Genomic DNA, 8,738 nt, shown 5'->3' on the forward strand with positions numbered 1-8,738 from the left:
GTTTAAGATGTAGAGCATTGGCAATGGCGACTGTTTTAGACATGGCAAGGTCTCCCTCATAGGGAAACTTGTCTATCTATTAGAAAAATTAGCTTTACGGCTCTGGGGACCCATTGTATAATGTTTAGGTAGGATTAGGAAACTAGTCTATTTCTACATTCTATTCATTCTCGTTTACAAGTTTCTGCAGTTCTGCTGCAGACCTAATTTATAGGAAACCTGCTCAAGCTCTGGAAAGGGGGTGCAATGGCTAATGAGTAACACGAGCTATTCATTTAAAGAAAATTCTCATGTGATAGTTAATCAAGGAGGAGAAAAAAAGGTTATGAAGAAAATTTTGTCCGTAGCTTTGTCTACAGCAATGGCATTCTCCATGTTTGCTTCCGTAGCATTCGGTGCTGATGCCAAACTGACTCCAGAGCAACAATTTAACGCTCTGAAAGAAGCAGGTATCGTATCTGGCTTCCCAGACGGCCTGTCCCACTTGGAAAGAACGTTGACTCGCGCTGAACTCGCGAAAATCATCGTTAAGACCCTGAGCCTGGAACCAGTTGACGCTACTTCTTACAACGATAAGAACTATGCGAACCACTGGGGCCGTCCTTACATTGAAGCTGCTACACAAGCTGGCATCCTCAATGGTAAAGACCCAGTTAAGAAACTGTTCGATCCGAACGGCGCAGTAACTGTACAAGAACTGGCTAAAGTTCTGGTTACTGCTCTGAAACTGGAAGTTCCTGCTGACGCTAACAACACTGCATCCGCATGGGCTAAAGGTTATGTAGCAGCAGCTGTTAACGCTGGTTACCTCGCTGAAGGCATTAACTACCAAGCTCAAGCAACTCGCTCCCAAGCAGTTGTAGCAGCTTACGCTATCTACGAAGCTGCTCAAGTTCCAACAGTTAAATCCTACAACGTTGTAGACAGCAAGAACGTTGAGTTCACGCTTTCTAACGGCGAAGTAGTGAAAGTAGCACTGGAAAAAGCTTTGGAACCAAACAAAGCAACTGAAGTTACTTTCAAAACTGCCGATGGCAAAGAGATCAAAGCTTCTGTAACTTGGGTTGTAACAGCAGCTCAAAAGGTTGTTTCGGTATCTGCAAATAACTATAAAGAGCTGACAGTTAAATTCGATGGCGATCTTGACGCTAAGACAGCTGAAAATGAAGACAACTACAAAGTTTCCGGTGTTACTTTCGAATCTGCAACTTACTCGAAAGAAACTGGTGAAGTTAAACTTCTTGTAGCTGAAGGTTCTTCTGCGTTGCCTAAGCAAAAAGAAACTACACTTGAAATCAGTGGTGTGAAGAACTCTGATGCTTCCAAAACTTTCTCTGAGAAAGTTAAGTTTACTGCTGTAGATACTCAACTCCCTGAAGTTACTGAAGTTAAAGCTTTGGGTACAAAAGCGATTAAAGTTGTATTCTCTGAGCCTGTAACTTCATCGACAGCAGCAAACCTTGCTAACTACAAGATTGATGGTAAAGCATTCACTGGAAATGTTAAATTCACATATCCTAACATTGCTTTCATCACTACTGATGTTGCTGTTGGCAGCCACCAACTGACTGTTCAAGGTGTTGAAGACTTCAACAGCTTTAAAGTAAGTCCAGCTACTATTGACTTTGAAGTAGCAGAAGACACAACAGCTCCAGAAATCGTATCTGCTAAGGCTATCGACTTGACTAAAGTGGAAATCGAGTTCAATGAGCCGGTTAAATCCGTGAAGAAAGCTTACCAAACTTCTTCCACTAAAACAGCTCAAACTCCTTATGAAATCAAAGATAACAAAGTTATCTTGACTTTCTCGGAAACAAACCGTTTGAGCTTGGGTGAATCTATTGTTTACCTGGAAGGCGTAACTGACTACAGCAATAACTCTGCTGATCGTAACACTACGGTTACTCCTGAACTGGATACTGTTCGTCCAGAAGTAACAAGCGTTACTGCAGAATCTAAAGATTCTCCAGCACGGACTCTGATCACTGTTGAGTTCTCTGAATCTGTTAATGCTGATGATATTGCAAAAGCTGATAACTACGTTCTGAGAAACGAAAAAGGTGAAATCTTTAGTGGTAAAGGCTTTACGACCAAAGGTCACCCAGTGAAAACTCCAGTATACGCTAAAGATAAGAACAGCAAAGACATTCTTAATAAGGTAGTTCTTGAATCTATCGATACGCTTCCTGCTGGTAAATACAGCTTGGAAATTGCGGGCATTAGAGATAGAGCTTCCATCGGCAATACACTGGTTCCAGTGAAAGTAGAATTTAGTGTGACAGAAACTGGTTCTGTTAAAGTGAATTCCGCTTGGTATACTACTGATGGTGATGACACCTTAGTTTACATTCAATTCAACAAAGCGCTTGCATCGAGTGGTAGTGGTGATGCTACTGTAGTAAGCAAGTACAATTATGTTGATGCTGCTGGTACACATTATCCATTCCCTGGTAAGTCTGCTAAAGCTGAGTTGTACAGTGCCGATACAGTTCGGATTGTTGTACCTACAGCAGATCTTACAAACTGGAGTAATGTAGCAAGCGTTCGTGCAACAAATATTGCGGATGTAAATGATAACTACTTGGTAGATCAATCCGTGGCTATTTCTAACATCTCTTCTTCCTTTGTAGATATCAAAGCCGCTGATGTTAAAGCTACCGACAGAAAAACAATTCAAGTTAAAACTGACGGCCCAATCAGCTACGTAGACAAAAACGACTTTGTATTTACTGGTCTCACGACTTCTACGTATGGCGTTGATGTAGCTCTTAAGGACAACAACACTGTAATCGAATTTACATTTGACAAAGAGGTATTGCCTTACAACAGTGGTGTAACTGTAAGTACTGTTGATAAAGGTTTAATTAAGTCCAGTGATTCCTATGGTCGTAAACTGAAGGAATTCTCAGCAGTTACGGTTAAGGATGAAATCAAGCCTGAACTGGATACTACTAATAAACCTGTAGCTCAAAATGACAAAGTTACATTGACGTTTACTGAAAATGTTAAACAATACTTTACTCCTAAGGCATTTAAAGTATTCGTAAATGGTAACTCGGTTGATGCAATTGCTGCTTCTGCTAGTGGTAAACAAATCGTAATCACATTGGCTGATGTGATCCCAACTGAGGCTACTGTGGAAGTGTATCTCGAAGGCAACGAAAGCGGCAAGTTTGTAACTGACCTTGCTGGAAACCCAGCTGCTGATTTCTTCACTGGTCAAATCGTTGCGGGTGCTACAACGGAAGCTCCTGATCTTGATGTAGAAGTTGCTGCAGGTAAAGATACTGGAAGCACATCTGCTAAAGCAGAAGTTGGTACGGATAACTCCTTGGTATATGTTGTGAGTAAAACTAAACCTTCCACTCCTAATGTTGGTTCTGCTGTAACTGGAACAGCTTACAAAAGTGGTGATGATATCAAAGCGACTGCAGACCAATACTTGGCAATTTACGAAGTAGACGCAAACGGTAAAGTTGTTCGCTTCTATTCGAAACAACTTATTGCTGATGATATCCAAGCTTAATCTAATTGATTCATTTAGAACCACCCCTTTCTGAGTTTACTCTAAAAGGGGTGGTTTTTATTGTTGATTGAATTATATAATTCTCCTACTTTATCGTGAAACAGCAGATATAAAAACACCATCAGTTTATAAATTTTTATGATTAATTGAATTTGGTTGAAACATTTTAAATCTATGAACGTTATACATATAAGAACTTTCTTCATGGGAGGAAATCAATTGAGAAAGATAACAATTACGGCAGCAGCACTAGGTGTCACTTTATTACTAACAAGTGCACAAGGAGCTTTTGCAGCTACTGCGACCAAAATATCAATAACTCCTGTGCAGGAGAAAACGGTTGTCCATACTTTAGCTAATTTGAATCCCATCAAGATTGGGAATAAAAGCACAGTTCGCTTAACAGATGTTAATATTCTTACTCAAGATGAAGAAAATATACTAACCTACACATTAACAATTACCAATGGCGACGGTAAAACATTGGATCTGTTAGATTACTGGTCCAAAGTTAAAACTACGAGCGGTACGACTTACAGTACATCACTTATGACTAAGGACAAGTCTAAGAAAGCTCTTTCTGCAGGGTCTTCTACAACTTTGACCTATGTTGCCAAAATCGGTAAGAATGTAACCTTTAGCAATTTGGTGTTTCAAGTGATTAAGTGGGATTTTAACCAGGCAAATTATGAAAGTCTAAAGGGGCAGTTTAAGATCCCAGCTACATATTTAACATCTACACCGTCCAACCAATCGAAAACATTAAAAATGTTCGATACACCAGTTAAGGCGAAGGTAAACCAATTCGCTTCCTTTACCTCTGGTGATTATAACTATGTGAGCGTAGGGTTGAATATACAAAACATTGGCTATAACCTGTTCCAAGATCCTAAAATTAAGTTTGTCATTAAAACGGCAAACGGAGCAAGCTATCCGATGTCCGCCGATACAACAAGCTCGGATTATAAGATTCAACCTCAGGACAATAAGACCTTGAATTTGATGGCTGAAATTCCTAAGAGTATTAAGCTCACTAATTTGGAATTGCAACTGATTCAAGAGGATGAAACATCGAAGCTCAACTTACCGATTGCAACCATGCAATTACCGAATGCTACAAGTCAGTCCTTAGCTGTTCAACCTAACATCGAGAAGTTTATTGCCTTGGGGAGCGGTAAAATTGCCGTTAAGGTTAGCGGCGTAACGTTGCTGCAAAGCTTTGATGAACATAGTTTATCGATTCGCTTTAACTTTAGAAATACGACGGGAACGACCGTAATCATCCCTAAGTATCAATTTCAGCTTCAAACTAAGGATGGGTACCGTCTTCCGATCACCACTCAGGTTCCGGATAATTACGTACTAGAGCCTCTTGAAGAGAAAACCATGAACTTAAGCGTAAGCGTACCTGCGAATGTGAATGCACAAAATGCGCAGCTCTTTATGAATCTGCCTGTTGCATCAGATTCGAAGGATAACTTTAGTTATCCGGCCGGGATATTTGCTTTACCGGAGGTTCAACCTCTGCAGAATATGATCGGTCAGAAGCAATTTATTCAGACTCCAAACGGCATTTTAGGTGTCACGCTTAGCTCGATCCAAAGATTGCCGTGGAGTGATGGCGACTTGGTTTCCGCAAAAATCACAATCAATAACACCGGATTTAAAACCATCTTGCTTCCGGAATTGTCAGGACAAGTGAAGCTTGATAGTGCTATTCTTACTTCAAGCACAAACTTCATTACCTCACAGAGCGTAGGTTTATTAGGGCCAAATACTTCAACGGATGTTTATGTGGTGACTAAGGTGCCAAGTTATTTGAGCTTCAGCCAGTTGCAAATTGCCCTATTGGAGAAGCTGGGTGAAAATAGCACTTCTGAGTGGGTGCAATTTGTCAATGGGGGTTCGTTGCCAGAGCTTCCAACTATCGCAACCGGATCAACTTATAGTTTGGAGACTCCTGGGCGTAATGAAGAATTAAAGGTACTTCGTTCGTTTGTTTATAGTGGTACTTCCTCCAATCTAGTTTACACTGAGTTGGAAGCCCAAAATAAAGAAGATCGTCAAATCGATCTGTCTCAATTTGCGGGTGCTTTCGTAGGATCTGAGGGTCAGACATATAAGGCAACGGTGAGCCAGATTGAAACTTCTGCGGGTCCTGGAGAGAAGAGCATCGTGGCATTCTGGGCAAAAGTACCAAGAAATATTTCGACTTCGGATATGAAGTTGGTCGTTGGTGAAGGTATCACTGACAACAAAATGACACCGATTAAAGGTGAACCAACTGGTTATGTCAACGCAGCTGCATTGGAGCTTCAGTTAACAACTCCAAGTATCAAATCCAATTTAACTAACTTGGATTTGTTCCCATACTCGTTGACTGTAAAAAATGTTAGAGCCACCTTGACTGGTTCGACGTCAGTGAATGTTGTATTTGATTACAATCTGACGAGAAACATGGACTATGCGATTGGCGAATTTGGTCATAAATACTTAATCGAACTCGTTGACTCTTCAGGCCGGGCTTTCGAGAAAGAATTTGTGCCAGAATCTGACCTTAAAGTGACCAATGGTGGAAGTGCAAGCTTCTCTTTTGATGATGCTGCTTTCCAAGATAGAACTTCTGGAAGCTTCCAATTTAATGTGTACGATGTATTCCAGGGTCAAAAACTTAAATTAGGCAGCCAAGGCTATTATTATATCTCTTCTTTAAACCGCTAATAGCAATTCGAAACAAGCCCAAATCCCTCCGGATTTGGGCTTGTTCCTTTCTACCAAAACCTCTATCATAGACAATAACAGAGTCATAGAGGAGGAACTTGATGAAGACGGGTTGGAAAATCGCAACGGCCGTGGTATTGATTAGCGGCAGTGTTTGGGCAGGATCGCTGTTGAATATGCAGGCGGAAGGGGCAGGGACGACGCCAGGAACCGCAGATGACCCCGTGGTTACGAAGAGCTATGTGGATCAAGCCATTCAGCAAGCTCTTGGGAATGGAGGCTCCAGTTCACCAAGCGCACCTTCCGCTGGAGATTCTGACAGCAGTTCCAGCAACGAAGGAATTAAAATCGTGGAAGTCAAACCAGGCAAGATCCTTATTGCCTCTGCAGGGGCGGAGTTTATTGTTCGCGCAGGTAAAGCTGTAGTATATAGTGCGGATGCTAATGGTGTCGCAGACCTCACTGACGGGAAGGATATTCCGAACGGTGGAACAGTTACGAATAACCATCTGTTGTCTTTCCCAAGAGAAGGCCGAGGGATTCAAGTTCAAGAAGGCGATACTCACAACCTAACGGTCATGGTACGGGGCGGGTACCAAATTAAATAGTCCGCAGGCGCCCCGGTTGCCATATGGCAGGATTGGGCAGTACAGACAATACTTCCTGAGCGTAATGGAGGTAAAGTGAGGCTATGCTACTCCTGAAACCAATTTCTCAGGAGGTGTCTGGATTATGGCAAGAGGCAATCGGAAAATCGTACCGGAAAGTCGTCAAGTCTTGCAGCAATGGAAATATGAAATTGCTGCTGAGTTTGGTTTGCCCGTAGGATATGGTGCGACAGGAGCGGGAGCGGATACAGAATTCGCCGGTGAATTGGGTGCTCTTGGCGGCGGGCAAAGCCATGGCGGAAGCTGGGGACATTTAACTTCCCGCGAAAACGGCTCTGTCGGCGGAGAAATTACGAAACGCCTCATCGCCCATGCTGAACGGAACTTTATCCTATAAATTATTCCACAAAAGTCATGAATTATTTTGACATGACTTGGCAAATGCGATACTATTTGCTTTGAGGATGTTAATCCAACCTTTTCCGATTTGGGAAAGGTTCATTTTTTGATTGGGCTTTATATTGTATTGGATAGACAGGCTATAGCCATACTATCCAAGGGAGGTTGAAACTATGTCCGTACAAGGGCGACACCTATTTACTTCCGAGTCTGTCACTGAAGGGCACCCGGATAAAATTTGTGACCAAATTTCCGACGCGGTACTTGATGCTTTTTTGGCAAATGACCCTTATGCTCGGGTAGCCTGTGAAGTGTCTGTAGCCACCGGGTTGGTGCTGGTCATCGGGGAGATCAGTACGAAATCCGAGTATGTTGATATTCCGGCGATCGTTCGTAAGACGGTTAAGGAAATTGGTTATACTCGTGCAAAATACGGTTTTGACTACAGTACCTGCGCCGTGTTGACGTCGCTGAACGAACAGTCGGCTGATATCGCGCAAGGCGTAAACGCCGCTCTGGAAAGTCGCGACCAAGCTCAAGTCGATAAAGAGACGGAAAATATCGGGGCTGGCGACCAGGGCTTAATGTTCGGGTTTGCCACGAACGAAACGCCGGAGCTGATGCCGCTTCCGATTGCCCTTTCGCATCGGATTGCTCGCCGCCTCTCCGAAGTGCGAAAAGACGGAACGCTTGACTATCTTCGTCCCGACGGTAAAACCCAGGTGACGATTGAATATATTGACGGCAAGCCAAAACGCGTAGACACGATTGTCGTATCGACGCAGCATGCCGAGGAGATCACTTTGGAGCAAATTCAAAGAGATATTAAGGAGCATGTGATTCTCCCTGTCGTTCCTGCGGAGCTGCTGGACGGGGATACAAAATATTTTATTAACCCGACGGGTCGTTTCGTCATTGGCGGACCTCAAGGGGATGCCGGCTTAACCGGACGCAAAATTATTGTGGATACGTATGGCGGTTATGCCCGTCATGGCGGCGGCGCTTTCTCGGGGAAAGACCCGACTAAGGTAGACCGTTCCGCAGCGTATGCAGCTCGTTACGTAGCGAAAAACCTGGTTGCTGCAGGGCTGGCCGACAAGGTCGAAATTCAGCTGGCGTATGCGATTGGGGTTGCCAACCCGGTATCCATCAACGTCGATACGTATGGAACCGGTAAAGTGCCGGAAGAGAAGCTGGTGGAGCTCGTGCGTGAGAACTTCGACCTTCGCCCGGCCGGAATTATCCGCATGCTGGATCTGCGTCGCCCAATTTACCGTCAAACCGCCGCATATGGTCATTTTGGCCGTACGGACATCGATCTGCCTTGGGAAAGAGTGGACAAGGCCGAGTTGTTGAAGGCGCAAGCAGGGCTGTAACATAAATTTTTTACTCATAGAGATATCCTCTTTTTTGAAAAAGAGGGTATCTTTTTTTAACATTATAGAATTTATAAAATTTCGAGGTGGAAGCAGGTCTTCCGCCTT

Annotated in this window: 5 protein-coding genes; all 5 read left to right on the plus strand. The window is 43.3% G+C overall.

Translation table 11 applies throughout. From position 1 onward, the window contains the following. The first annotated feature begins 253 nt into the window (after positions 1-253). The 5 genes from POTG_RS05230 (at position 254) to metK (ending at position 8,630) form a co-directional block, all read left to right on the plus strand. Positions 254-3,526, plus strand: a complete 3,273-nt coding sequence (locus tag POTG_RS05230; protein WP_083791411.1) for an S-layer homology domain-containing protein — start codon at positions 254-256, stop codon at positions 3,524-3,526. A gap of 219 nt (positions 3,527-3,745) precedes the next feature. Then, complete coding sequence (locus tag POTG_RS05235; protein ID WP_157273314.1) at positions 3,746-6,247, plus strand: hypothetical protein; 2,502 nt, start codon at positions 3,746-3,748, stop codon at positions 6,245-6,247. A 101-nt stretch (positions 6,248-6,348) separates the two neighbouring features. Further along, the gene (locus POTG_RS05240) at positions 6,349-6,855 is read left to right on the plus strand and encodes a hypothetical protein (RefSeq protein WP_009223766.1); all 507 of its coding nucleotides are present in this window, start codon (positions 6,349-6,351) and stop codon (positions 6,853-6,855) included. Positions 6,856-6,979: 124 nt separating this feature from the next. Continuing rightward, on the plus strand, positions 6,980-7,252 hold the full coding sequence (locus POTG_RS05245; RefSeq protein ID WP_009223767.1) for an alpha/beta-type small acid-soluble spore protein: 273 nt from the start codon (positions 6,980-6,982) through the stop codon (positions 7,250-7,252). 175 nt (positions 7,253-7,427) lie between these two features. Further along, positions 7,428-8,630 carry a methionine adenosyltransferase gene (gene metK, locus POTG_RS05250; protein WP_009223768.1) on the plus strand — a complete coding sequence of 401 codons (1,203 nt, stop codon included), beginning with the start codon at positions 7,428-7,430 and terminating at the stop codon, positions 8,628-8,630. Positions 8,631-8,738 lie beyond the last annotated feature (108 nt).

Origin of the sequence: Paenibacillus sp. oral taxon 786 str. D14, from assembly GCF_000159955.1 — a bacterium.
GTDB classification, from domain to species: domain Bacteria; phylum Bacillota; class Bacilli; order Paenibacillales; family Paenibacillaceae; genus Fontibacillus; species Fontibacillus phoenicis.

Coding starts and splice junctions, on each gene's coding strand:
- POTG_RS05240 (WP_009223766.1), top strand. CDS start 6,349: ATGAAGACGGGTTGGAAAATCGCAACGGCCGTGGTATTGATTAGCGGC.
- POTG_RS05230 (WP_083791411.1), top strand. CDS start 254: ATGAGTAACACGAGCTATTCATTTAAAGAAAATTCTCATGTGATAGTT.
- metK (WP_009223768.1), top strand. CDS start 7,428: ATGTCCGTACAAGGGCGACACCTATTTACTTCCGAGTCTGTCACTGAA.
- POTG_RS05245 (WP_009223767.1), top strand. CDS start 6,980: ATGGCAAGAGGCAATCGGAAAATCGTACCGGAAAGTCGTCAAGTCTTG.